Raw genomic sequence first — 24299 nt, 5'->3', positions numbered from 1 at the left:
GGCGCGCGTGCTCATCGTTTCAGTCTAATTCACGCATTAGTTAAATCCAATGCGCTCGCGCAAGGGGTTAACCCGTTTATCGATACGCGCGGCCTTTCGGAACTTTCCTATACAAAAAGAAGAGGGGGTCGTTCAGTCTGTGAGTTTGTGCCGCAAGGCACGCCCGGTTCACGCCCCCAAAAAGAAATGGAACAAAAAATGAAGCGCATCGTGGTTATCGACGATCATCCGATCGTCCTCAAGATGCTCGCCAACGTGCTGAACACCGAATATGCACTCGTGGGTGAATGCGGTGACGGCGAAGAGGGCCTCCATCTCGTCCAGACCCTGCAACCCGACCTCGTGATCCTCGACCTCGAATTGCCGAAGCTCGACGGCCTGTCGGTCATCCGCGGCATCCGCGCCAAGCAGGCCACCACGCGCGTCATCGTGCTGTCGGCCAAGCCGGAGCAGGTCATGGCGAACCACACGCGCATCGCGGGCGCGAACGGCTACGTGAGCAAGAGCCGGGGCGTGGAAGAGTTGTGCGGCGTGGTCAAGGCGGTGCTGCTCGGTTACGACTGCTTCCCGGCGGGCAGTTGCTGACAAATTACAAATATGTTGGTCGCTGTGACAATAGTGTCTGTCTTTGTGACAATAGAGTTTGTCGTTGAGAGTAAGCGCCTCGGCTGGGCCGTTCGTCCATGCGCGTGCGCGTAAAGCATGATGTTGAACTGGAGCTGCCAGTCAGGTAGAAGTGTCTGGCGGACTGCCTGGGTTGTGCAGTTTGTCTGCCACACACCAGGGCAAGAGATCGCCGATGCGATTGATTTTGTGACCGGCGATATGGGTTAGCACGTAGTCGAGGTAGGCACGCGGATCAATGTCATTCAGTCTGCAAGTGCCAATCAATGCGTACATCGCGGCTGCCCGTTCGCCACCGCTGTCTGAGCCAGCGAATAAAAAATTTTTCCGCCCCAAGCTTACACAACGCAGCGCGTTCTCCGCGATGTTGTTGTCGATCTCGAGCGTACCGTCTTCGCAATACAACGTCAGGGCGCTCCACTGGTTCAGCGTGTAGTTGATCGCCTTGGCCGTATCGGACTTCGACGACAGTGTTTCGAGCTTTGCCCTTAGCCACGCTTCGTAGATCTGAAGCAGCGGTCTGGCTTTCTCCTGCCGTATTCGCAGCCGTTCGGTAGCAGGCCTGCCGCGAATGGAGGCCTCGATGTCGTAGAGCCTGCCGATATATTCGAGTGCCTTCTGTGTTGTGTCAGATGGTGTGCGCACGTGGATGTCGTAGAACTTTCTCCTCGCGTGGGCATGGCATGCAGCCTCGCGTATCGAGCCATCGCGGAACAATTCGTCGAAGCCAGCATAAGCATCCGCTTGCAGGATCCCTTTGAAGCTGGCGAGATGGGTTTGAGGATGGATGCCTTGGCGGTTCGGCGAGTACGCGAACCAGACCGAAGCCAGTTGCGTCGAGCCCGAGCGATGATCGTCGCGCACGTAGACCCACAGCTGGCCGGTGCGGGTCTTCCTGTTGCCCGGTGAGAGCACCGGGATCGGCGTGTCGTCCGCGTGCAGCCTGGTAGCGGCCACGGTATAGCGGCGCAGCGCCTCTGTTAGCGGGGCGCACAGCGCCTCACACTGGCCAACCCAGCGGCCCATGCTGGCCCGGTCAAGCGTCACGCCGTCGCGCGCCGCGATTGCCGATTGCCGGTACAGCGGCTGGTGGTCTGCATACTTCGAGACGAGGATGTCTGCCAGCAAGCTCGGATGAGCGATGCTCCGCTCGATCGGCAGCCACGGCATCGGCGGCTGCGCGATCGTGCTGCAGCACGGGCAAACCAGCTTGCGCCGGATCGTGCGAATGACCTTGAACGCCGCGGCAACCCGGGCGAGTTGTTCGGATGAGTCTTCGCCGAACACCCCCATTGGTTGACCGCAGTCCGGGCAATTCGACTCGGGCTCGAGTACATGATCCTCGCGAGGCAGATGTGCGGGAAGCGCTTGCTTCGAAGCCGCTTCGTCCATCGTTGCGTTCGATGAGGACGCGTTTGCACCACGGGCCTGCGCACGCTGCACATCCGCTACGCCGCGCCCGGCGGCCAGATCCTCAAGTTGAGTCTCGAGCGTCTCGATTTGCCGCTGCAGCTGCTCGGACTTGCGACCGAACTGCATACGCCGGAGCTTGTCGATCTGGGCCTTGAGCTGCTCAATCTCGACATCGCGTTCGGCAAGCAGACTACGGGCCTCGACCAGCAAGGCCTTCAGCAGTTCGATATCGTCAGGGAGATCGGCGCCGTTCGACATGCGCCGTAGTTTACGAGTCTGCCGCGCGGTTTACAACATCGATAATGCGGCGGTGCGGCGGGGCTGCCGCCAGTCGATGCCCTCAAGCAGCATCGACAGTTGTGCGGAGCTCAGATGGACCTTGCCACCGTCCGCCTTGGGCCATATAAAACGACCCCGTTCAAGCCGCTTGGCGAGCAGCCAGATTCCATCCTCCGTAGCCAGAGAATCTTTACCAGATCGCCGCGACGGCCCCGGAAGATGTAGACGTTGCCGCCCAGCGGATTCTCCTCAAGCGCGGTTTGCACCTTCGATGCCAACCCCTGGAATCCGCATCGCATATCAGTGACGCCCGCAGCGAGCCAGATGCGCGTGCCTGCCGGTAGGGAGATCATGAGCGCAGACTGCCCAGCACGATCCGCAGCATATCGGCATCGACCTGACCGTCTACTTTAACCACCGCACGACCTATCCGGATCTCGATCGTGCCGACAGGTGGTTCAGGCTTCGCGCTCTGCACTTGCACTTCCGCGGGGGCTGATGCGATGACCTCCGTCGGCGCGTCGCTTGGCAGTACGACCGGAATAAGCGCGGCAGATCGAGCTTGCTGATCGGCCAGATATCGCCGCCGCCAGGTGAACAGCATGTTCGCGTTGATGCCATTCTCCCTCGCCAGCTTTGCGACTGATACGCCCGGCTCACAAGCGGGCGCTGCCAGTCGCTCACGAAGCTCGCGGGGGTAATTCGGGCGCCCCGTACGTGTACCCGGCTTCTTCTCTGCAGACTGTGTCAAAGTGATGCCCATCAGATCGGAAATGATGGACATCACTTTGATGTCGCCCTCAGCCAGCGTCCATAACGGCCGGGACGAGCCGCTTACGTTGAGAAGGCACATTTCAGAGACCAACGAACAGATACGTAACGGGGCAGTCGTAGCCGACCGAAATTCCGTGCAAGCGTGCGGCTGCCGTTCTCGTTTCCGGTCGACAAGCTGATTGCGGCGAACTAGCCGTTCTGCGTGAACCTACGTCTGGTGGTGAGTGTAGGAACTAACAGGTATCAGACCTGTACAGCCGTACTTGGAGCAAGTGCAGGATGCATGGTTTGACGGATACCCTTAATTTCGTGCGATTTCGTGTTTTCAGGCGACCATGTGTAGCAGCGAGCGATCAGGGAGCGTCGATCATTCATTGCGCGTGTAGTGCAGATTTGCTGACCTGATTCTTGATTTACGGTGTCGATTAGGTTCGTGACAAGGAACAATTTTTCCTGGTACAACGAAAGATAACGGCCTATATTGACCCAACACATCATTCGCTGTAGGGGAATGAGTCAGATGAATACCTCTGCTGGGCGATATCTGAAGAGGGCAGTTAGTACCTCGGTTGGGCATCCCGCCCTAGCCGAATTTGAGGCTTATGCAGAGCGTGAAGATAATGCACATAACCGCCAAAATTCCCTTACGTCGGCGTCCCTATGCGCCCCGGCCATAGTTGGGGAGAGCCTCGCTTCGCAGGTGTCGCGCTATCACATCGCCAGCGGCCACCCGACGACCGGTCAGACCTACGAAGAGCTTTTTCAAAGACGTCCATTCGCGCTGACATCTTGGATTCCATATTATTTGTCACCTCTACTAGTGCGGCTGAAGGGCGAGCCCCACGAAGTGATGCGCCGGTTGCTTTGTCAGAGTACTCTGTTCCCGTTGTTCGAAATGTTCAATGGAGCACGCTTTGAAGTAACAAGTTTGCATGCCGTGGACGCTGCGCTACGCCAATTGCCGAAACGTATTGTGGCGGAATCAGGGTGGACGCGTGTCTGCCCACAATGCCTTACTGACGATTTGCGTGATTTCGGTACTCCAACAATAAGGCTAGCGCACCAGATCCCGGGGGTGTCTGTGTGCGATCGGCACGGCGCTTTGCTTTTCGATCGATGCCCCGCCTGCCGCTGCCCATTTGAGCGGCCGAATGATCTTGTCCTTGCGCCTTGGACGGGATGCTCTGCATGCCGCGTAAGGCTTAACGAATTTCACGCATGCGGCGAAACGGAATGGCAAGATTCTAAGCTGCATCGATTTGCGCAGTTTGCTCGGCGTTTGCTGGAAGCAGACTTCACGCCTATCTCAAGGTATGCGCTTCGGGATATGTACAGAAGGAGATTGATCGAGCTCGGCATCTCGAAGAAGAACCAAGTTGACCGCATTGTCCTTGAGCGCGAACTTCTGTCTTTCTGGGGGGGCGATCAAATCGCACGGATCGATCCTGCACGTCGCTTAGGGCGTACTTCAGGGTGGTTCCATATTCTCGTTGGGAGCGTTTGCTGGGAGGTGCCTCTTGGGCGCCACCTTCTCCTCTCGCACTTCCTTTTTGAAACCGACGAAGACTTTCTCGCACACTATAGTGCTGCGGGCAGTCGCCCTGCTGCCGTTGCGGGCCGATCCCCGCATATGAATCGAGGGTCGTCGATAAGCGACCGATCGGGTTGTCAAGTGATCATGGCAACGTTACTCGACGCTTCGAGGCAAATTCCAGGTTGCGACGTTGACGCACTGTGGCAACGTCACTATGGCTTGATGAAGCGATTGGTCAGACGCGACCCACAGGCTCTATCTCGACTTGAAAAAGTCATCGCTTCGCGGGATCTCTGTGAACGAATTCGGCCGGGCAAGAAGCGAAGCGCGCACGCGGAAGACGACGCTTTGGCGGAGAGTCTGCGGCGCAGTTCGGTGGAATTTTTCGAGTCACCTCAGCGCCCGCAAAAGGGTACACGCAATCGGTTGTTGATGAGTATAGGTTGGAGGCGAGGAGCACTGGCTGATCCAATCGCATTTCCTGCGCTATCGTCGGCGCTAGAGGAGTTCGCCGAGTCGGCATGGCATTTCTATCTACGACGGTTGTTGTGGGCATTTTCGCAGCGTTCGGGAGGTGCGCTGAACTTCTGTGAAATCAAGGGACTCTCGGGAATTGAGTACCATCGCCTAACGGTATTGCTCGAGGATGTGCGTCGTCGCGGAGTTCCCGATGGGCTAACCTCGAGCGGGATTATGGATACGATAAGGTTGTGGCGAATTGGATTTCAGTGGGAAGGCCCGTGTCCGGACAGAATTTTTCCGCCTGCTGGTCGACGACATCAGCAACTCCGCTCGTCAGGTTGAGTTCAACTCAGTCAGACAATGCGAAAATGGATCAAAAGTGGGCGAGTCGTGAAGACGTGATATTGCGGGACGAATGACCTCGTGTTCTTGCTGGCGCGTGTCTGATAATTACATTTGTCTACGTCGGAAGTCACTTGCAGACTCCGAGAGCTGAGAAAGCTCCAGACGACACAGAGGTAGTTCGTCAAGATGCTTAACAAGCCACGATGAATGCCCGGTTCGGCGTTCGAGTTCAGCCCTGCTTATTCGGACTGGAGTTATCGAGTTGTCACGAATGGCACGTGCCGCATCTCGGAGTGCTGCCGCAAGCGCAACATCTCTCGAATTCCAGTCGGCTCTCCGTGCTGCACCACTTCCTGCATCTGATTTGATGTGTTTGCGGTGCTTTGATTCTTGCGCAAAGAGCCAGGCTCGGTCGTTTCGGGACAGCCAGGTGTGCGCTGCGGTAACGTGACTTCTTAGCTGTGTGCAGTTCAGAGCCGGATATCGTTTGTCGGCAACGATCCATGCGATTCGTGCCTGCATCCGTCTCGCTTCGAATTGCATCTCGCGTCGACGCACCTGAAGTGCAGTATCTCGGTTGAGTATGCGATAGATAGTCGCTCCAGCAAGGTGGCTATCTCTCGCAATTGTAGACACCGAATCGCCGTGTGATAGCCGCTGACGAATCTTGTTGTACAAAGATGTTGGCAGTTTTTTCGTGCGTTCCCGGACGGGGAGATTATGACGGTGGGCGATAATTAGAACCGTGTGAACGTCTACGCCTAGCAGTTGTGCAGCGCGACGAGCTGAGGCACCTCCGTTGATCAAAAATACCGTCTGCTCAGCGAGTTTGGTACGCTGTTCATTGGTTCGTAGATCGGTGGGCGCACTATGACCGACAGCCTGGTCAGATATATTGCCTTTTCGTTTGTCGAAAAATTCGCAGACAGACGAACATAGGGCGCCAATGAGTAGAAGGTGCTTAAGCGGATGGTGTACGGCTCGATCTCGCCGCACGAGCTCGATAGGCCAACTGTATCGTCCCCCCGAAGATGCAAATAGTGCTTGGAACGGTTCAATACAAGCGAGCGGCGCCCACTCTTTCATAAGTCGACTGTGTAACTCAAGGCGATTGACACGAGTAGATGAATACGTCAAATTTTGCGCGAGCAGATGTCGCATGTAGAAGGTGCGCATGCTCGTGCAATCGATACGCGAAGTCGTGAGCCCACCGAGCAACTCCGCACTCAATTTAGCCAGACGGATCAGACTGTCTTGCGTTTGTTTTGAGAGGTGATCTGCCGAAGGTACGAAGGGAGCCGGCGTCGCGTCAGGTAGGTATAGTGCAGACCATCTGAAATGCAACGCTGCTGCGGGATTCTCATGCAGAGACACTCGGTGCGTTGGACACATGAGTACGCCTGGAAGCTGATGAACCCTATGCCATATCGAAACACCGAACTGTTCACGATCGTTCGCGGCACAGAATACACAGTAGCGCGTCGGATTCGAGGCACCGAGTCGGCTTGATATCATTCCGAGTTGAACTTTCGCATTGTGTCCAGGTGTATGACGCAATTTGCCAAGAAGATCACAATATCTGTTGGCGTCAATGAACCGTTTCCAATAAGGTAGTGCAGTATGCTCCTCGGCTGCGCGTTCAAGATCGCCACAGTAAAAGCCAAGGCGGACGAAAAGACGATCAAGTCTACCTGGGATGATATTGGTGGTTTGAACCTGGGTCGTATCCAGAAGCTCGCGTAGCGTATCGTGCGGCGAAAGGTTGCCGCTCAGACGGTGCCATCGTGAGATCATGCTGAATACGGCTTCATCTGGGATGTCGACAAGATCGGTCAAGGGAAACCTACTGCGTATGATCTGTGCCGGAGCCATGTGTTGAACTGAGGAAGTCGTCGCCGATCACTCCCGATTCCCTAAGCGATTGGTAGGCGTCGGGCGTCGTAGCCGCAGATCGAAGATCGCTGGGAGCCAAGGCTTCGCGCTTGCTAACGTCTTTCCGAGCACGTGACGCGTGATTGACGGCCATTTCCTGCTGGTTTGGCATGGCAGCGGAATCGTGTGCGAGCAGCTGGTCGATTTTTGCCTCCACGTTAATGTCGGCGTGCGCCGGAACAGTTTGGCCAATCAACTCGCGATTCGGAGGCAGGAGATCTTCAAACTTTGAGAGCGAGGCATACGTGTTCTCTCTCAGTGCATTGATCGCTGGGTGGAGTAATGTAAGCTGCTCATCGTAAGTCGAACGCATACACGCAAGGTCGATAACTTCAGTTCCAGCTTCCATCGCTCTCTGTTGAGCGAGTTTGAAGAGAATAACGAGAACATCCGTAACTCCCTGCGTTAAATCGAAAAGGCCATGAAGCAGTTCGTCAGTGAGCGGAATGGGGTGCTGGACCCATTGGTATGCCCATAATCGCCGAACGAATCTTGCCCATTCGTCATCTCGATGTGAGGAGGGACGTTCAAGATCAATCAGCCCACTCTCTGATGCCCGACGAGCATCTTTCAGGCCGCCAGTGAAAAGTTTGACTGCTTTGTATGTGCCGATCAACAAGATAGGTACTTTTAGAAGGTCACGCAGATCTTGAAAAAAATCTAGCAGTGGTGCTGCCCCGTGTGTCTTCGCTAGATCAAGTCGCTGAATTTCATCTATAACGAGCAATCCGAGAAAATATGTCGCGGAGTGCTGGCGCATCATCCCTTCTAGTTCATCGCGCGTCAGTTTGCTGCGCGTGTACATGCGCTCGTATTTGTCGACGCCGAGCGTACGGTCGAGTTGACGAGCGAATTCTCGGCAGAAGCTGGATATCGAGCCATTTTCGGGACACGTTACCTTGAGCCAGACTATCTGCGTTAAGGGAAGTCGGTGGTCGCGATACGTCTCGTGGCGAATGACTTGGTCGGGATAAACACGTAACACGGCATCGACTGCGGTGGTCTTGCCAATTCCACTTAGCCCGACGATCGTGCACTTCGACTCCGCATGAAAAAAACGAGCGCTGTCGTTGGTCACCGTCGAACTTTCTGGGGGCCGCATGCGGGCGCCGTAGACGCGGCGCCACGTCTCTGCCTCCAACGGATTCCGAAGAACGTAGCCTGCACGGATCAGCCGCGAAATCGTACGTTCGATGAAATAATACTTGGGTCGAGGCACCACAATATGCTTTAGTCGCGCGAGCAGATGCCATCGATGTTCAGCGGGAAAGAGCCGCTCCCTTGGGTCAAACTGCGGCCGAATGAGCATGGCGCTGGCAGCTTGACTCTCTGTGCAAATATCAGGCAGTGATTCGATGAGCGGATTGTCGCAATACTCTTGGATAGACGGAGTTCGATAACTGGCGGGTACACCGACAAGCAATGTCATTGGTCGACCTCCCAAATGTCATCCAGTGGGTCTTTTCGAGGAGATCGGATCGGCACGACATTACTTCGATTCGATGTCGTAGGGACGGACGCTGAACGAGAGGCGATCTCCTGCCGGACTCGCTCAACCCGTTCTGCTGCTTTCTCGAAGGCTCGGTTTTCGCTGATGTCGCGCGTTACGGTCGCTCTTTTCAAGCCATGTCGCGCGCGTTTGGCTTCTCGTCTCGCGTTCTTGACGATCACTTCACAGTCGGCATCAACACTCGCGTTGGTGGTCCGTTGCTCGTTTTCCTTTTCGCGGGCGGCTGCTTTTAGTAACTTGAGTCGGTCCCACACTTCCTCGAGTCGTGCAAGACGGAACTGTTCGTCTTTGTCAAGCAGGTGGCACGGTTCCCATGCCGCTTTCTCGTCATCTCTTATCCAGATGGCGGTCGGGTCATAGGCTAGGTGACGAATCTCTACATGGCCGTATTTCCCGCTCTTTCGCGCGCGCGCGAACCACTCTTCACGCTCAAGTCGTTCGTTGCTGTAGTGACGTCCTTCGAAGTAGAGCCCTGTTCGCCGTACTGATGCCGTCGAGGCAGGGAGCAAATTGGTCCACACCTCATGGCGACTTCGCACGTTAGCAATACCCGTCAGGTTCGAAAGCCCCCAATTCCAAACAGCTATCGGTGTTGCATCAGTAAGGTTATCGCCAAGCATATCAACAGGCAATCGGCCAGCATTGTAGTTTGAGAAATTGAACCGAATGAAATGCCGGATTAGGATGGCTGTTAATTCCGGGAGAGTCAAGCATGCGTCCAATAGATATTCGCGCCTTCTGACCTCATCTTCGCGAGACTTTATCGCACCGGGTAAAAAATCTACACGATCGATATTGACGAGGCGAAATCGTTGTTCGACGTTTGGCTTCCAGTCGCCACGTTGGATCGAAGCGTTTTGAGGCCATATACCAAGTGTGGCAGGTAGAGTGTCGGATGCTAAGCCTGTGAGTTCGCCATTGTCTCCGAGCAAGTATCGCGGAAGATGTCTGCAGGGCCATGTCTCAGGTGAGATTTCGATCCCGAACTGTTTGCAGAAGTCGACTTTATCCGTGAAAGCATTGAAGAGCGCAAGCCTCGCGCCTTCCCAACTAGGCCCTTCCAATCCTAAATAGAAGCCGACAACCATGGCGGAGAATACGTCGACAACGACATACAAGACCGGCCGGCCGATGATCCATGCACGATTGAAAACAGAAACGAGATAGATATCCATGAGCGTCGCGTCGATTTCAAAACGTGCGCATGGACCGTAGACTTCGCGCCGTGAAGAGCCCAAAACTCCGCGTATCGCGAGATTCCAGTTAGCTGAAGTGGTAATTCGTTTTGTGACACTCAGGTCTGCGTCGAGCTCGTCAATGAGGTGAGAGAACTGACGCAGTGATGGCGCTTCATGGTCTTGTGGTTCGATCGGAATAGTTAGATTACCGTGCTGTATGTATCCCTGGTTGAAATAAAAGGTTTTTGTGTCTCGCCACGCCTTTTTGCGAGAGACGCCGTTCTTAAAAAAGCGTGTTAACCCCGCCTCCATTTTTTGCCGTACATCGGCCGATACGGGGCCGAGCAGGGTATCGTCGCCGGACAGTAGTACTCGATCAGGGCGTCGGCCGCGTTTTTTCGTGCCGGACTTTTGTTTGCGTTCAGATCGACCCCCAGTTGCTCCGCACAGATCGTAAAAGGGAATGAGGGCGGCGCGTGTGCTACCGTGGGCCCAATAGCGATAAAGCGGCCTGCGTACGATATTGGGGTCGACTCTGAGTTGCAAAGCGCGTTGAGTTACCAGCCGACCACGCAAAGCGCTATCGATGATTGCGAGTGTACTTGTAGGAGTGACGAGGGGCTCAATTATCCTCCACGCCTTGTCGCGCATCTCGCGATAGCGCTTCGGTATGGAGTCTTCTGTCTTTAGTGAAAAAGGTCTCGGCCGTAGCTCGCTGATGCAGCACTCCCCGGAAGCAAGCCATGAAGTAACTGTCTCAAGACTAAATGCGCAAGGCCGCCTGAGCGGATGTCGAATTCCGATCATCACCACAAGGTCTGACTCGGGATCGACCCACAAAACTCTGTGGGGGCATGCAAGTTCCGGCGGGGCGTGGTCGTGGCATGCAACAATTGCTTGGTTCAGGACTATCTGTGGTGCCATCTCATACCTCAGCAGCGAACGCGCGATTGACACATCGGATGTCGACGGGCGCGCGTAAGCTAACTTTTTTCCGTAGATCGACCTCAACAAGGCGTCGCCAAACGCAATAGCGAAACAGGCGATCAGCTACATCACGCGATTGCAAGCCGAGCATTGCAGTTGCCAAGTCGAGCATGTCCGAAAGAGGCCGCTGGTCGGTCCAACTGGTAACCACGAATTGCAAGAATTCGGATAGCCGCTCCAGGGGTATGTCGCATTTGGCATAGACCGAGTGACTTAGCCATTCTAGGTTTGCGATGCGCACGTTATCAAACTCGCGTTCCGTTACTATCGACCACGGAACATTGAGGGCGCACCAGTAGCGCCGTTCCAGCTCGAGCTTTTCCAGAACCCGAAGTGCACCGCGTTCGCGGAATTCCTGCGAGGATTTGATGCTGTATGCCCGTAGCCCGTTGGTACCATCGGGTCTACGTATAGTAAGTACAAAGTCGGTGGTTAGAACAACTGGCGTGGTTGATCTCGGATAATAGGGGTGACGTATGCCCAAATTCGCCGCAATCTGCAGCGTCGACTCTTGCGGGAAAAGCGGATACTGTTCACGGATGTCCAGCACTTGCGCCGCTTGGTCAGCACACAGAAAGAAGTGCAGTTCGTTGTCTGATAGTAGATGATGAACGCGGCCGGTTGTGATGCCCCACGGGCGACTCTTGCGGCCGCGGGACGGGACGTCGCGGATCGTTAGCCACGGACGGTATTCCGCGCTGGTACCGGTTCCCAGTCCGAACGACCGCCATCGTGAGATATCTGCAAGGGTGATGTCACGACGTTTTTTCATGCGCGCATCTAACGACGTATTGTCATTGCCCAGTATGTCAAACTTGTCGCGCGAAAGTTCCAATTTTTTTTGGATTCGATCCACATGCGGCGCACAATGTTTGCGAGATGATACGGCAGTAGTCAATAGGGGTTCGATTGAAGGGCTACGGCAGAGGTGGCAGAGGGTCCCGACATTTTTTAGTGGAGCGTCCGAGGCGATCATGCTGCCGATTTGACCGCTGGCAGCGTCGCGAAGTATGCCTCTCGGGCGTCTGATCCGCTAGGCTCGAATGAGGACGTTCGCGGTTGTACAGCTCAATATATTGGTCAATGGAGCGCCGGGCGTGGCTGACCGACTCGTAGGCTCTCAAATAAATCTCTTCGTACTTGATGCTGCGCCATACGCGCTCGACGAACACGTTGTCGCGTCAGTCGCCTTTGCCGTCCATCGACAGCCGCCGGCGCCGTTCTTGCCTTCAAGTATCTCCGGCTATTCCGACATCTCGAACTGCTCGCCCACAGCGTTGCCGCTCTCTCCGCAGAAGTAAGCGCCTCAGCTGGGCCATTCGTTCATTCGCGTGCGCGTAAAGCATGATGATGAACGGGAGCTGCCAATCAGGTAGGGGGGGGCTGGCGGACTGCCTGGTGTGTGCAATTTGTCGGCCACACGCCAAGGCAGGAGCTCGTCGATGCGATTGATTTTGTGACCGGTGATATGGGTTAGCACGTAGTCGAGGTAGGCTGACCGGTTGGTCGAGATGATGAATCGGTTTGTTCCAGATTCTCTTCGTCCTCGTGTGTGGGTGACGGGTCCAGAGCTTGGCGATCCTAAATTGCAGGGGCGACTCCAGTCGTGGGAGAAAATATCGACGAGTCGGACGCCATGCAGTTGCGTGACCGGCTGCTGCCGTTCCAAACAGGGAACCATAGTCAAGACAGCTTTCCGCAACAGACCTTGAACTTCGCTCCAGATTCGCAGGGACAGAGAGAGTTGCGCCCGACAGTTTTCGTTCTCGTTGAGAGGAGGGGTAACAAACTACGAATAGTGAGTTGTCGTTCCGTAAGGGACGAATTTGATGCGCAAAGCAGCCAATCCAGGAATTCCCTCTTCAGTGCGCCCATCGTACATTGATCACCTAAGCGTCTTAGTTGCAGTACGAAGTTCCAGGCGGTCAGGGTTGTCTCTTGATTCGATAGTCCTAACGAATTAACTTGTTTTCTTAGAATGTTACCGAGTATGCGAAGAGTAATTTTCGGGTCACGACTAGCCACAAGGACTGTTGCGATGTTCTTCGTTGAACGCAAGGTATCTGGATGTTCCGTGCCGAGGCGATGCAGTTGAGCTTCTAAAACGTTGGCGAGTATCCCGTGTGCCTCTTCGAACTTACCTTCCTCAAAAAGTACAAGTGAAAGGTTGTTCATGGAAGCCGTCCGATCCTCATGTTCAGCACCCAGAATTTTGAGTTGAGCCAGCACCACTGACTCGAGAATGCGGCGAGCCTCAGAAAATTTCCCTCGGGCATGCAGGAGTTCTCCGAGCGCTGCCATCGTTCGGAGGGTATCGGGATGCTCGGATCCGAGGAAGTCAAGTTGTGATGAAAGGACTTCCTGGAGTAAGTCTTGAGCCGACGGGAGATCTCCGAGGACTCTCAGCACGCCTGCAAGATTGGAGCGCGCACGTAAAGAGTGCTGATCAGCTTTGCCGCGGGTCTGATCAAGCGTCTTCGACAGGGCGATCAGCAAGTCGCGAGAGCTATCAATGTCCCCAATCAGACACAATGTTCGCGCAAGGCTATTCATCAGGGTTAGCGTTTCGGGATGTTCCATACCGAACTCGCTCCGGCTCGTATCCAAAGCTTGCTCAAGAATTCTGCGCGCTTCTTCTAGATTGCCCTCGGAAATGAGGCCCATGGCGAGGTCTTTGAGGGAGCCAAAAATATTTGAGATCGAGTTTTCCATGAGTAAAATGGACCTACCCACTTAGTTAATAAACATGCATAGCGTGGATATACAGCCGAAATTCATGAGTCGGCGGTGCAGTCAAATATTGCATCAGATAAAGACTGCAACATTTCTTCCATCTTGCAAAAAATCCTAGTGCCGTGAGGACCGGGGTATGCCGTTCAGACGAAGATGTCCACGAAAACTCCCAGAACGCCGATAGCTGGTGCTACTTTCGCCGCAACACTAACAATATCGCTCACGACGTCCTCGAAATCGTCGACGATATTCCCGAAATCGTCGATGACATGATCGAGCGACTGCAGAGCTTTTGACGCTGCCGACTGGGTCCGCTGTTTGTACGCGGGAATGATGCCCGCGCTATTTGTTACTGAGCCGATGATCACGTTACCCCCCGAGGTGAGAAAGCCCCATCCATCTGACACACGGTCAGGATTTCATGACGATAGACATTCGAAGGCTGTCGATCGAACAAATAACAGCCTAGCTTGACAACATGAGCAGAAGCCTATGAGCGGAGCTTGCGTTTCGAGGCCAGGGAGCTGGTTGTGTAGAGATCGCGCACATTGAGTCGACGTCACCAGTAAGGTTCCAGATTGCGGGCACGTTCTCCGTTCTTCGTGCATGCCCATCAACTGGCCCACTCCAGACGCGCCGCACTATCAGCATGACTAACGTAGTTGCGCTACGAGATCAGTCGCCCCTATATCGAGCCCGGCCTTTGCCGCTGCAAGTCGGCCAATCGAGGCGCGTATATTCATTGCACTCGGATACTGCTTTGAAACGTAAGCCTTTAAAAGTTTTCCGCTCTCGCTATCGTAGATCTCGACGGCGTACGAAACTGATCCACCAAAGGCGGCCTGGCCTCCACGCATTGCCTGTATGCCGTTGTAAAGAATTCCCCCGATGTCCACATGCTCAAAGAGGCTGAGAACCGGCGTGGTTTCTTCGGCGCCTGTGATTGTTAGTGTGATGCGTAGCCGGCCCTGCGCGGGCGTTTTGATGACGTCAAATCTCTTTCCCAGGGCCTGAGAAAATGTTTCCCTCATGTAGCCGGCCAGCTCGCTTTTCTCACTTGCTTTCAGTGCCCCGAACTGGTTGTCGCCGCCGTCGTATACGACGACGGGGTCCAGTATCAGCTTGTCATAGGTCGACCACGCGACCTCTGAAGTGTATTCGTAGGGTATCTTCGTGGTTCGGCCTTCACCATCTGGCTTCATTTTTTCCGACGATGACAAGCCAGCGTAGGGAATTGGCCCAGTCGTCATGCAGCCGGAGAGGGCGATCGAGCCGATGACTGCAGCAAGCGTCAGGGGGAATCTGTTACGAACCATATACTATCCTTCGTCTGAAACAGCGATTAGCTCGTTTCGAACATCGCTGAAATACTTCGGGTCGCCTCTGCGATCTTTCACCTGATACGAGCCAAAAAATCACTGCAGTCCAATACGCTTCGCCGGCGATGCTTCCGGAAACTTCGCCTCTGAGGCTTGTGGCTCGCATGCTGCATCGCGGCTTGCACGCACAGCCGGTCATCGGATGGCAATGCGGGGCCATTCGTGCGACTTTCCGTGCGGCTTGCGAGTGCGAATCCCTGTGGTTCGGATAAGGGACGCGGACTCGTTAGAATGCGCTGCTCCAGGCAACACAATCGGTCAAACCGGGTACTAGTGCAAAGGCAGTTTTCAGCTCCCTAGCGAGTGAAGCTTTCAACGTCGATGCCGGTGATTCAAGGTCCGCTTTTCGGCAAACGTGGCCGCAGAAATGTCCGCTATGGAAGGCCGACGGGCGTTGGTCTAGAAAACGTAGTTTGCAAAAGCCCCGTAGGTCGTTTGGGTCGTCTTCTCAACGATCGGACTGTTGCCAACAACACCAGGCAACCGGGACACCGTCACTCTCGCGCCTAAATTCCAGTTCCTGTTAAACGCATAGCTGGCACCAGCGGTGAAGCGAACTGCGGCGAGCCCTGACCCCGGCGAATATTCGCCCAGGCCGGATCGAGCGCTATCTTCTGCGTTGATACCAAAGAATGTTTGATTGTATTGCGCGCTACCCCACGTGATGCCCGGCCCCGCCGTCAACGTCAACTTGCTGACAGGACTGTATTTCCCGAGAAGGTCCAGCGACGCGGTCGTCCCTTCGTCCTTGCCGGCGATGTCTTGGGAGATCGCACCTGAAAGAGATAGCCACGTCGCGTTGTAGCTGGCGAATAGCGTGGCGTGAGCTGTCCTGTCGATGTCCGGAAGACCATGAAGGTGTTCGTCGTCGGATGTTTCGCGTGGGTTGACGAGATCGTAGGAGAGCGCAATGCCCACCCGAACGTTTTCGTCGCGGTACAGATATGCGCCAAGTCCAAAGGGTACGTTGGCGTCAGGCACAGATCCAAAAAAGAAACGTCCGTAGCTCACGCCGACCAGGGGCGCGGGCTGAAAGCGTGATGCACTCGAACCGGGATACCGCGGGGTTTCAAACACTCCGAATCCCAGTGAATAGCGCCAACCATCGTCTGCGGCCGCTGGAGTGGTTGCCGCTACGGCAGCGGGGGCTGTGACCGTCTGTGCAAACGCCGGTGTCGCAAGAAGGAGGCCGGAAAACGCTGCAACGCCTCCCATGCATGCGGGCCGCCACTTAAAGTGCATATAATTCTCCTGATGCTGCTCTGAAGATGCGGACCTCAAGGCGCAATTCCGACAACACCCTTCGTTGCGAAATTGCTTCCCTCGGAGCGTCCTTGTCGGTGGGTCGGGTTCCTGAGCTCGGCAACTGGCCGACACATCGCGCCAACCAGGGCAGGCATTCCACAGAGGAATGCCGTGTCAACGAGGAGCAGATTACGCACTGAAATTATCGGTATGATGTGCGGTTTATTTCACAGCCCGAACATTGCGTCATGCTTGAAATATTTCTGACGGACCGCTGAAATGAGATCCGGCGCTGTTCGGGTTAGCATCTGGAAATGACTTATATGCCGCACATTTTGGTGGTTGACGACGAAGAGGACATTCGGTCCCTGCTCACGGGTTTCTTCAGAAAACACGGCCACGAGGTTAGTGTTGCGACCAACGGTGAAACCCTTTTTGCCGCTCTTGAACGACATCCAGTCGATCTTGTCATCCTTGATGTCATGCTCCAGGGAGAGGACGGTTTCAGTTTGTGTCGACAGCTGCGCGCCACTTCCAGGATTCCAGTGATCATGCTTACCGCGGTCGCAGACCATGTGGATCGTGTGGTTGGCCTGGAAATCGGCGCTGACGACTATCTGGTCAAGCCGTTCGATGCGCGAGAGCTTCTCGCGCGAGTAAAGGCGGTACTACGACGGACAACGCAGACGGACGTCGCGAATGTTGGCACCGCAACGCGGCCAGTGCTCTCGTTCGGCGGATGGCGGCTCGACATCGCAAGGCGTGAACTCAGATCTGCGGACAACACGTTGACGATTTTGTCCAGCGGTGAGTTCGATCTTCTGCTGGTGTTTGCCGAGCATTCACAACGGGTTCTCACTCGCGATCAGCTTCTAGATCTGGCCCGCGGCTCATCGCACGAAGTCTACGATCGGAGCATTGATGTTCAGGTCGCCCGGCTTCGTCGCAAACTGGATATGGACACGGATATCGAGTCGGTCATCCGTACGGTTCGCGGGGGCGGCTATATGTTTACTCCGCAGGTTCGGCGCGGATGAGGCGCCGAACTCCGATGCCTGACACGATCGCGTGGCGGATCGCGATTACAGTCGGTGCCGCGATCGTTAGCGTCCTTGCGTTCAGCGCGTTGTTTGATCGTTTTCTGGGGCCGTCTCCAGCGGAGAGTGCCAGACTCGACCGCGCAAACGATGCAATCCAGATGATCGAAGCAGCGTCGCCTGGTGACCGCCAACAGTTAGCGGACACGATCGTATTCGCGGACAGGACTTATTGGTATTTGGAAGGGACATCGATCGCAAAGCGGTTCGCGGAAGCTTACCAGCGCCATCATTATCCAGATGCACTGGCGCGGTTTCAGAATATGGGCCATGAGCGTCAGACGATGATTTTTACCTCGTCGGACGCCCTGTCGTCTGGGGTGAATTTTGATAGTGCCGCGCATCCTGATGCCTATTTTATGGCTGTACGGTTGCGCGATGGCAGCTGGTTACTGTTTATCAAGAACCGGCGCCCGTGGGGCAACCCGCTACCGGCGAATGTCACACCGACGCTCGCGTCTATCGTATTGCTCATTCTGGTTGTATCGGTGCTTGCGACGTACTTTATTGCGCGGCCGCTCCGTCAGTTCGCCAAGGAGCTCCGCGAGATAGGGGGCGATCCGCGCGCAGGCCCCGTTCGTGTAACCGGGCCTCGTGAACTACGCGCAGCAATCGAGGCATTCAACGCGCTGCAGGCCCAACTTCGCAAGTTTGTCGATGATCGCACGTTAATGCTGGCAGCGATATCGCATGATTTGCGCACGCCCTTGACAAAAATCCGCCTGCGCGGTGAATTCATCGAAGACGAAGAGCAGAGAGCCCGCCTTTTCAGAGATGTCGATGATCTGCAGGCGATGGCAGACTCCGCCCTGTCGTTCTTCAGAGATGACTACAAAGACGAAGACGCGACGGTGTTTGATTTTGCTGGTCTGTTGCGCACGCTCGCCGATGACTATAGCGACCAGGGGGCGCCCGTGCGGTATGTCGGGCCGCGCCGGTTTGCATTGAGCGGAAGACCGTTCTCGATACGTCGGGCCTGCATGAACCTCATCGACAACGCGGTGAAGTGGGGTGGCAGTGCGGATCTCGAGTTGAAATGCAGCGACGCAAACGTGACATTGCTGGTCAGCGACGAAGGTCCGGGTATTCCGCCCGAGTCAATGGAACAGGTATTCAGCCCGTTCTTCCGGGTCGAGCAGTCAAGAAACCGCTCTACGGGGGGCATGGGGCTTGGGTTGACGTCCGCGTTGGCCGTCGTCAGAGCTCATGGTGGCGACATCAATCTGCGTAATCGTAAGGGGGGCGGCCTGGAAGTGTGCGTGACATTCCCCAGTGCTGCCGAGCTTTCGGCAAGGGTGCAAAGGTGAGATATCGAGGCCAACGGTAACTCGTATCACACGCAGATGATACTGTGACGGTCCGGGAGATCACATATAGCTTGCATGACGACTATTGCTTCAGGTTGACTGCGATGCTCGCTGCCAACCTGGAGGGTTGCGATTCAGACATATCTCAGAATGCTGCAACCTCGTGACGGTCGGCAGAAATCACCGAACGGATCATGGAAATCAGAATGTGCGAGTCGTTGGAGCGGCGCTTATAGTCGTTCGCCTCATAGTGGACCGACGTCATCACCACGCCGCCCTGCAGGATGCTGATGTCTGCAGACGACCAATATTCATCGTTCGTTGGATCGTTGCCGTCGTGACATTGATCAAGTACAACTGAATATTCAAGCACAGTATTACATTCCGGGGGAACTGTGCCCCTACTGAAGGGCGTGCTGTCTATGCCCTGGTGATGAAGCGCAACCTGGATCGCAGAGATGACGTTGCTGGCAGGAACCTGCTCGTTTATCTGAATACATACTCGCCTTGCGACTATCGCCGGTCCGTTGACGGACATCGTAGGAAGTTGGGTGTTACTCATACATCCGGCGAAAAAACTCAAAATAGTAAGCGGTGAAATCAAGTTCCACATTGGGATGAGAATTTTCATAATTGTCCATTTGACAAATTTTTAAATATAAATAGAGACACCATGGTCAATATCCTCAGCAATCCATATCGTGAGTGGTAAATTTCCGCTCTTCGAGCATAAAAGTCGCGAGCGCACACTCATTGGATGAGAGGGGATACACGCTGGTCTGTCGATCGCCAGGACTAAAACGCGTAACCTGCGAACGTGCCATACGTCATCTGGGCTTTCCTTTCGACGATGGGGCTGTTGCCGACCGTGCCTGGCAATCTCGTCGCAACCACTCTGGCGCCCAGGCTCCAATGTCTTGACAATATGTAGCTGGCGCCTGCGGTCAGGCGAAATGCCGCGATGCCCGCACCAGGTGTGTAGACCGGGAGTCCGGAACGGGCGTTGCCCTCTGAATCTACTCCGAAGAAGGTCCGGTTATATTGAGCGCTACCCCAAGTGATACCTGGACCAACAGACAAGGTCCATCTGCTCGATGGGTGATAGTGGGTGAGCAGATCCAATGACGCAGTTGTTCCCTCGTTCTCGGCTGCGATATCCTGAGACACTGCACCGACTAGCGAGAACCAGTCTCGGCTGTAGTTCCCGAAGAGTGTTGCGTGCGCAGTGCGATTAATGTCCGGCAGGCCGTGAAGGCGGAAGTCATCTGACGTATCGCGAGGGCTGACTAGATCGTAAGACAGCGCGACACCCAGGCGGAAGTAATCGTCGCGATATAGAAACGCACCAACTCCGAATGGCACGCTCGTGTCCGCGATGGAACCGAAGAACATCCGACCATATGCCGCGCCTACGATGGGCGCTGGTTGAAAGCGTGTCGCACTGGCTCCCTGGTATTTAGGCGTTTCGAAGACGCCGAAGCCGAGCGAGTATCGCCAGCCATCGTCAGGGACACTCGTATTCGTCGACGCTAGAGCTGCAGGTGTCGTGCTGCTTTGCGCGAACGCAGTATTGGACGCCAGCGAGGCGGTCAAGACGAAAAAACGTCCCACATTAGCGGGGCGCCTCAAGAAGTACATGTGATTTTCCTGGGGACTGCACTGAACACGGTGATGTCAGATAACCGTCTCTTTCAGGCGGCTGTCCAGTTTGGGAGCGTCCTGACTATCACAGACAACCTCTTTTTTGTCCCAGGCGTAGCTACCGGATCCCATCAGTTTAGTGGGACCCTTGAAACCTCACCGACGAACGCTAAAGCAGGAGCTCCGAGCTTACCGACGAAAATAGGAAATTTGATGAGCGATATATTTCTGCGCTGAAATATTGTGTGTGGGCGGTCGCATTTTGTGCGGGATAGGACAGAGCTGCGCTACCTGCACCAAGCGGGAATCACGGTGCTGGAAGTCACCGCGCAGGACAGGAGCGATCGGCGCAGACGAGGCAAGGACGATACGATCGATGCCGAGAACGCAGCCCATGCTGCCTTTGCGGGAGTTCGTACTGTTACACCCAAGACCCGCGACGGCATGATCGAGGCTCTGCGGGTACTGAAGGTCTGCCGCAAGACGGCGATTGCCGCTCGCCGCGTGGCCCTCCAGTTGATACAGAACACCATCGTCAGCGCACCCGACGAGTTGCGCGAATCGTTGCGCACAATGACGCGTATGCAATTGATCCGTACATTGGCAGCATGGCGTCCCGACCTCACCGATTACCGCAATCTGACCTCTGCATATCGAATCACATTCAAATCGCTGGCTCGTCGCTATATCGAGTTGCACGACGAGATCGCAGACCTGGACGTCATGATCGCCGGGCTGGTTGATGAACTCGCCCCCGGACTGATCGCGCGCAACTCCATCGGATACGAATCGGCAGCGCAGCTCTTGCTGACGGCCGGAGACAATAGCGAGAGGTTAAAGTCAGAAGCCAGCTTCGCTGCATTGTGCGGCGTCAGTCCCGTGCCGGCCTCATCGGGAAAAGTCACGCGACATCGGCTGAATCGCGGCGGCGATCGGGCCGCCAACAGCGCATTGCACATTATCGCGATTGGACGCCTGAGAACCGACCCGCGTACCAAGGCCTACATGGCGAAGCGGGTCAGCGAAGGACACTCCAAGCTGGAGGCCATTCGCTGTCTCAAACGCTACATCGCCCGCGAAGTCTTCTACCTCATACAGCAACGGAATCGCGAGATCGGCAGCACCCAAATCGCTGCTTGACACTTAGAAGGGCATCAGAGGGGCGCAATACGTCAGCATTCGATACAGCGAACGTTTGGCCGAGGCGGGTATCGAGCCGTCCGTCGGTAGCCGTGGCGACAGCTACGATAACGCGCTGGCTGAAACGATCAACGGCCTGTACAAGACCGAACTGATTCATCGGCGTGCGCCGTGGAAAACGAGGGAATCCGTCGAACTGGCAACCCTGGAATGGGTGGCTTGGTACAACCATCATCGGCTGATGGAACCGCTCGGCTATATCCCGCCTGCTGAGGCTGAGGCAAACTACTACAGGCAACTCAGAAGTGCCGCTGAAGTACCCGCATTAACTTAAACCAACCGGCCTCCACGATTCCCGGTGCGGTTCACTAGATTGACCCCGGCAATGTCCGCACCCGTCCAACGAAAAGCGTGTGGACGATAGATCCATGGATGATGCGTTCCATGCCACTCTCGTTTGCGTGGCTGCGCGGGGGTTATCGGTTGATGTTGATCGGTCATAGAACCATCGCTGACAGGTAGCGGCGACGCCGCGATTGCTGGAGATTATCAATCATCGCACCGTTACGTCGAACGACAGTTTCTTGACCGGTTGTTTCCGGATGCGACAGGCAGTAGTCGACCCGTTGGCGTCATTCGCGTGGCGATATGTAAATGACCGCTTTGAGACTCTCTACTGCCGCTCGTGTGCACGAGAGGTGATCAGCGCTGTTCGACCTTGAGACCACGTGCCCTCAGGCTACGCTGACCTTGCGTCAAGATTTTCAATACTCGATCGCGGCTGTCGTGAATATGTGCGGTGACGATGGCTGCTGCCAGCGCCCCGTCTCCCTTGCGCAACGCCGACAGTACCGCTAGGTGCTCGGTCTGCCCATCGTGCTCGGGAGATGTGTCAAGCCAACGAACACGTGATAGACGCGTCATGGCATCGGCAACCCCTCGCGCGATGAAATCATTCGCCGATAGCGCCGCAAGTTGCACATGAAACGCAGTGCCACGCTGGTGCGCTTCGCGTATCTGCTCGTTCGGCGCACTTTGCTCAAGGGCAGCTTCGAGCGCATCGAGTGATTCGGGTTTCGCGTGTTTTGCTGCGAGTTGCACTGCCGCTACTTCGAGCACTTCCCGATACCCAAACAGTTGCTCGATTTCCTTCAAATCGAGCGGCGTGACCATCCATCCGCGCCCTTCTCGACAGATCAGACCTTCCGCCTCCAGACGCAAGAGCGCGGCTCGAACAGGCGTTCGAGACGCACCTAGTTGTGCCTCCGCCCAGCGTTCCGTTAGGCGTTCTCCAGGACCGATTTCCATATCGAGGATCATTTCTCGAAGCCGCGCTTCGACTTGTTGAGCTTGAGTCATGAGAGGGTTCGGCGAATCAGGTCCGTATGGTTGCGCCCGGGATCTAGGCGGTTCGTTTGACAAGGCTGGCGTGCGATTGCTATTGTATACCACATTGGTATCCCAAACAATTCAGGGCCTTTTTAGATGTCCAGCGATAGCGAAGACTATTGGCGCCGAAACCTTGGCGTCTGCCTTTTCGGCTCCTTCTCCACTGTATTGGCAATGACGCTGATGCTGCCTTTTCTGCCGATCTATGTGGCACAGCTAGGAGTGTCTACTCACGCGGCGGTCGTTCAGTGGTCGGGCATCGCATACGGTGCGACCTTTTTAACTGCAGGGCTGACTGCGCCGCTCTGGGGACACCTCGGCGATCGTCACGGGCGCAAATCAATGCTCCTGCGCGCGAGTCTCGGAATGGCAATTGTCGTTTCGCTGATGGGGCTGGCCACGAATATCTGGCAACTCGTCGGACTGAGACTGCTCGTTGGCCTTGCAGGCGGCTACTCATCCGGCGCAACCATACTCATTGCGTTGCAAACACCGAGGGAGCGGTCGGGTTGGGCGCTGGGCGTGCTGGCTTCGGGGGTTATGGCTGGAAACCTTGTTGGCCCGCTCATTGGCGGCGCGTTGCCACCCGTGATCGGGATACGTGCGACTTTCTTGTGTTCTGGATTCCTCATCTTTGTTGCATTTCTCGCAACGGCGTGGCTGGTTCGCGAGACACCGCGTCTGGGGAGCGCGCAGAAACCGCAAGCGAAATGGGCGCAGGTTCCACAGAAGAATATTGTCGTTTCCATGCTACTGACTGGCCTTGCCCTTATGGTCGCGAATATGTCGATCGAACCAATCATTACGGTCTACGTGCAAACCCTCGTCGATGATCCGGCCAAGGTGACATTCGTTGCTGGACTTGTCATGTCCGCAGCTGCGCTCGGCAGCGTGCTGTCGGCCTCTTCGCTCGGCAAGGTTGCTGACCGCATTGGCCACTCCACCGTGATCTGGCTCGCGTTGGGTGCGGCGGCGCTGCTGCTTATTCCGCAGGCGCTCGTGACCGCAAGCTGGCAGCTCATTGGGTTGCGCTTCTTGATGGGGCTCGCACTGGGAGGTCTATTGCCTTGTATTTCTGCTGTTGTACGCCACAACGTACCCGATGGTCTGGTCGGGACCGTCATGGGCTATTCGCTGTCATTTCAGTTCGCCGGTCAGGTGGTTGGTCCGCTTGTCGGCGGCTTTGTCGGCGCTCACTTAGGCATGCGCGTGGTCTTCTTCGCGACCAGCGGTCTGTTGCTGCTTGTCGCACTTTTTAACTGGCGAGTTGTGGCTCGCGCGGCAAAGGATTCGCGCGTCCCCATTCGCCCCATTTGATGGAGATATTTTC

The 24299-nt window shown here is 55.6% G+C and carries 18 protein-coding genes and 5 pseudogenes; 7 read left to right on the top strand and 16 right to left on the bottom strand.

What is annotated here, in order from left to right; translation table 11 throughout:
* Window positions 1–198 precede the first annotated feature (198 nt).
* Entirely contained in the window at window positions 199–585 is a 387-nt protein-coding gene (locus tag LDO54_RS26935; protein ID WP_224013727.1) for a response regulator, read from the top strand.
* Window positions 586–726: 141 nt separating this feature from the next.
* Here LDO54_RS26935 and tnpC read toward each other — a convergent pair whose 3' ends face one another.
* The 3 genes and pseudogenes from tnpC to tnpA form a co-directional block, all read right to left on the bottom strand.
* Window positions 727–2295 (bottom strand): IS66 family transposase, encoded by a 1569-nt coding sequence (gene tnpC, locus LDO54_RS26930; protein ID WP_224013726.1) that lies wholly within the window; start codon window positions 2293–2295, stop codon window positions 727–729.
* A 30-nt stretch (window positions 2296–2325) separates the two neighbouring features.
* Window positions 2326–2669, bottom strand: a pseudogene (gene tnpB / locus LDO54_RS26925) (IS66 family insertion sequence element accessory protein TnpB).
* A complete protein-coding gene (tnpA, locus tag LDO54_RS26920) occupies window positions 2666–3100 on the bottom strand; it encodes an IS66-like element accessory protein TnpA (RefSeq protein WP_224013725.1) in 435 nt (144 codons plus the stop codon). Before tnpA ends, tnpB begins: the two are co-directional and overlap by 4 nt.
* A 501-nt stretch (window positions 3101–3601) precedes the next feature.
* Between tnpA and LDO54_RS39085 the strand changes: the two genes are divergently transcribed.
* Window positions 3602–5428, top strand: a complete 1827-nt coding sequence (locus tag LDO54_RS39085) for a TniQ family protein (RefSeq protein ID WP_356791672.1) — start codon at window positions 3602–3604, stop codon at window positions 5426–5428.
* A gap of 108 nt (window positions 5429–5536) precedes the next feature.
* Here LDO54_RS39085 and LDO54_RS39080 read toward each other — a convergent pair whose 3' ends face one another.
* The 10 genes and pseudogenes from LDO54_RS39080 to LDO54_RS26865 all read right to left on the bottom strand — a co-directional run bounded on the left by LDO54_RS39080 (window position 5537) and on the right by LDO54_RS26865 (window position 16392).
* On the bottom strand, window positions 5537–7303 hold the full coding sequence (locus LDO54_RS39080; RefSeq protein WP_224013723.1) for a TnsD family transposase: 1767 nt from the start codon (window positions 7301–7303) through the stop codon (window positions 5537–5539).
* Window positions 7275–8792, bottom strand: a complete 1518-nt coding sequence (locus LDO54_RS26905; RefSeq protein ID WP_224013722.1) for an ATP-binding protein — start codon at window positions 8790–8792, stop codon at window positions 7275–7277. Before LDO54_RS26905 ends, LDO54_RS39080 begins: the two co-directional genes overlap by 29 nt.
* Window positions 8789–10975 (bottom strand): Mu transposase C-terminal domain-containing protein, encoded by a 2187-nt coding sequence (locus LDO54_RS26900; RefSeq protein WP_436975695.1) that lies wholly within the window; start codon window positions 10973–10975, stop codon window positions 8789–8791. Before LDO54_RS26900 ends, LDO54_RS26905 begins: the two co-directional genes overlap by 4 nt.
* A 1-nt stretch (window position 10976) precedes the next feature.
* Window positions 10977–11936, bottom strand: a complete 960-nt coding sequence (locus LDO54_RS26895) for a TnsA endonuclease N-terminal domain-containing protein (protein ID WP_224013720.1) — start codon at window positions 11934–11936, stop codon at window positions 10977–10979.
* A 74-nt stretch (window positions 11937–12010) separates the two neighbouring features.
* Window positions 12011–12246: pseudogene (locus LDO54_RS26890) on the bottom strand (integrase core domain-containing protein); the annotation flags it as partial.
* A gap of 170 nt (window positions 12247–12416) precedes the next feature.
* Window positions 12417–12542, bottom strand: a pseudogene (locus tag LDO54_RS39305) (transposase domain-containing protein); the annotation flags it as partial.
* A 179-nt stretch (window positions 12543–12721) separates the two neighbouring features.
* The gene (locus LDO54_RS26880; protein ID WP_224013719.1) at window positions 12722–13750 is read right to left on the bottom strand and encodes a tetratricopeptide repeat protein; all 1029 of its coding nucleotides are present in this window, start codon (window positions 13748–13750) and stop codon (window positions 12722–12724) included.
* Between the two features lie 164 nt (window positions 13751–13914).
* Complete coding sequence (locus LDO54_RS26875) at window positions 13915–14139, bottom strand: hypothetical protein (RefSeq protein ID WP_224013718.1); 225 nt, start codon at window positions 14137–14139, stop codon at window positions 13915–13917.
* 285 nt (window positions 14140–14424) lie between these two features.
* Window positions 14425–15087: a DUF3313 domain-containing protein gene (locus tag LDO54_RS26870; protein ID WP_224013717.1), complete on the bottom strand. Its 663-nt coding sequence runs from the start codon at window positions 15085–15087 to the stop codon at window positions 14425–14427.
* A 462-nt stretch (window positions 15088–15549) separates the two neighbouring features.
* Window positions 15550–16392: a MipA/OmpV family protein gene (locus LDO54_RS26865; protein WP_224013716.1), complete on the bottom strand. Its 843-nt coding sequence runs from the start codon at window positions 16390–16392 to the stop codon at window positions 15550–15552.
* A 326-nt stretch (window positions 16393–16718) separates the two neighbouring features.
* On the opposite strand from LDO54_RS26865, the gene LDO54_RS26860 reads away from it, so the two are divergent.
* Window positions 16719–17432: a response regulator gene (locus LDO54_RS26860; protein WP_356791664.1), complete on the top strand. Its 714-nt coding sequence runs from the start codon at window positions 16719–16721 to the stop codon at window positions 17430–17432.
* A gap of 14 nt (window positions 17433–17446) precedes the next feature.
* Window positions 17447–18799 carry a sensor histidine kinase gene (locus tag LDO54_RS26855; RefSeq protein ID WP_224013714.1) on the top strand — a complete coding sequence of 451 codons (1353 nt, stop codon included), beginning with the start codon at window positions 17447–17449 and terminating at the stop codon, window positions 18797–18799.
* A gap of 145 nt (window positions 18800–18944) precedes the next feature.
* Here LDO54_RS26855 and LDO54_RS26850 read toward each other — a convergent pair whose 3' ends face one another.
* Both LDO54_RS26850 and LDO54_RS26845 read right to left on the bottom strand, forming a co-directional pair.
* The gene (locus LDO54_RS26850; protein WP_224013713.1) at window positions 18945–19430 is read right to left on the bottom strand and encodes a hypothetical protein; all 486 of its coding nucleotides are present in this window, start codon (window positions 19428–19430) and stop codon (window positions 18945–18947) included.
* A gap of 164 nt (window positions 19431–19594) precedes the next feature.
* Window positions 19595–20437 carry a MipA/OmpV family protein gene (locus tag LDO54_RS26845; RefSeq protein ID WP_224013712.1) on the bottom strand — a complete coding sequence of 281 codons (843 nt, stop codon included), beginning with the start codon at window positions 20435–20437 and terminating at the stop codon, window positions 19595–19597.
* 285 nt (window positions 20438–20722) lie between these two features.
* On the opposite strand from LDO54_RS26845, the pseudogene LDO54_RS26840 reads away from it, so the two are divergent.
* Window positions 20723–21580 (top strand): annotated as a pseudogene (locus LDO54_RS26840) (transposase); the annotation flags it as partial.
* A gap of 16 nt (window positions 21581–21596) precedes the next feature.
* Window positions 21597–21914, top strand: a pseudogene (locus LDO54_RS26835) (integrase core domain-containing protein); the annotation flags it as partial.
* A gap of 368 nt (window positions 21915–22282) precedes the next feature.
* Here LDO54_RS26835 and LDO54_RS26830 read toward each other — a convergent pair.
* Window positions 22283–22939 (bottom strand): GntR family transcriptional regulator, encoded by a 657-nt coding sequence (locus LDO54_RS26830; protein WP_224013711.1) that lies wholly within the window; start codon window positions 22937–22939, stop codon window positions 22283–22285.
* A 126-nt stretch (window positions 22940–23065) separates the two neighbouring features.
* On the opposite strand from LDO54_RS26830, the gene LDO54_RS26825 reads away from it, so the two are divergent.
* Complete coding sequence (locus tag LDO54_RS26825) at window positions 23066–24286, top strand: MFS transporter (RefSeq protein ID WP_224013710.1); 1221 nt, start codon at window positions 23066–23068, stop codon at window positions 24284–24286.
* The last annotated feature ends 13 nt before the right edge of the window (window positions 24287–24299 follow it).

The sequence above is a fragment of the Paraburkholderia tropica genome (assembly GCF_914484835.1).
Taxonomy (GTDB): domain Bacteria; phylum Pseudomonadota; class Gammaproteobacteria; order Burkholderiales; family Burkholderiaceae; genus Paraburkholderia; species Paraburkholderia tropica_A.
This window is presented reverse-complemented; position numbering and strand designations above follow the sequence as displayed.